Source organism: Protofrankia sp. CiP1_Cm_nod1, from assembly GCF_920888515.1.
Classification (GTDB): Bacteria; Actinomycetota; Actinomycetes; order Frankiales; family Frankiaceae; genus Protofrankia.
The window spans coordinates 6,090-7,643 of the sequence record NZ_CAKKTM010000225.1; the positions used below are offsets into that span (position 1 = coordinate 6,090).

Here is a 1,554-nt window from a genome sequence, read left to right on the forward strand (position 1 = left end):
CAGGCAGGCGGGCGGGGCGGAGCAGGGGCGGCGGGCGGGATTCGCGCCGGCTCGCCGACGGAGCCGCCCGACGGAGCCGCCCGGAGGCGGGACCGGTCGAAGGCAGGACTGATTGAAGGCAGGGCAAGCCGGCGGCAGGGACCGGCGGCAGGGACCGGCGGCAGGGAGCGGCGCTGGCGGGAGCGGCGTGGCAGCGGATGTCGCGCGCTGTGCCGGGGAAGCGCCCGGGACATGCCCACCGGAACGGGCGGGGGGCCGCGGGACGGGCGGAGGACACGGCGGTGGGGGACAGCGGTGAAACGGAACAGCATGGCCATCCGGACGGTGACGGCCGCCGCCGGGGCGCTCGCGGTGGCGCTGTCCGCCGGCGCATGCGGGGGAGGGCCCGCCGGTGGCCGGCGCGCCCAGTACGCCATCGGTTTCCAGGGGCCGCTGTCCGGCGCCGACCAGCGGTTCGGCCTCGACACGGCCAACGGCGCCCGGGCAGCGGTCGAACGGGCCAACAGCAGCGGGCGGCTCCCGTTCACCCTCCGCCTGGTGACGGCCGACGACTCCGGCGACGCGCGGCAGGCGCCCGGCGCCGCCCGCAGGCTCATCGACGATCCGGACGTCATCGCCGTGGTCGGGCCGCTGTCCTCGGACACCGCCGGGGCGAGCGAACCGCTCTACAGCCAGGCCGGCCTGCTGTCGGTGAGCCCGACCGCGACGGATCCGCGGCTGACCGGGCTCGGTTTCGTCAGCTTCTACCGTGTGGCCGCCTCCGACACCGCGCAGGCAACCGCCGCCGCCGACTACGCCGCGAAGGCGCTCAGATCCCGCAGGGTGTTCTCCCTGGACGACGGGAGCGTATACGGCACGGCGCTCTCCGGCGCCTTCGAGAAGGAGCTGCGGGCCCGGGGGGCGGCGGTCACGCACGATGCCGTCGAGTCCACGGGGAGCTATACCGCCGAGGCGGCGAAAATAATATCCGGGAAACCGGACACGGTGTTCTATGCCGGTCATCCCCAGGAGTTCGCGTCGCTGGCCGGGGCGCTGCGCGCCGGGGGGTTCACCGGGGCCGTCATGAGCGGCGACGGGCCGGCCGACGACCGGTTCGCCGCCGCGGCGGGCGCCGAGGGCGCCGAGGGCGCCTACCTGATCGGCCCGTGCGGCGGCCCCCCCGGTGACCCGCGGGCCGCCGGCTTCGTCGCGGACTACGGGCGGGTCACGGGCGGCGCGGAACCGGGCAGCTGCTCCGGGGAGGCGTACGACGCCACGACCGCGGTCGTCGAGGCGCTGCGCGCTCTCGGGCCGAGGGCCGGCCGGGAGGCGGTGACGCAGACGTTCGCCTCGGTCGACATCCAGGGCGTCACCAGGCGGGTCGCCTTCGCCCCGAGCGGTGACGCCGCCGATACCACCGTGTACGTCTACCAGGTCCGCGGCGGCCGGCGGCACCTGCTCGGAACCACCGCGGCGCTGACCGGGCCCTGAGCCGGCGGCACCATCCGGGCTTCGGGCCGGCGGCGCAGGCCGGGCTGGCCGGGTGCTCTGCCGGCCGGCCAGCCCGGCCAGCAC

General features: G+C 76.9%; 1 protein-coding gene. It reads left to right on the forward strand.

What is annotated here, in order from left to right; translation table 11 throughout:
• The first annotated feature begins 294 nt into the window (after positions 1 to 294).
• A complete protein-coding gene (locus NBX02_RS10495; RefSeq protein WP_445548359.1) occupies positions 295 to 1,470 on the forward strand; it encodes a branched-chain amino acid ABC transporter substrate-binding protein in 1,176 nt (391 codons plus the stop codon).
• Positions 1,471 to 1,554 lie beyond the last annotated feature (84 nt).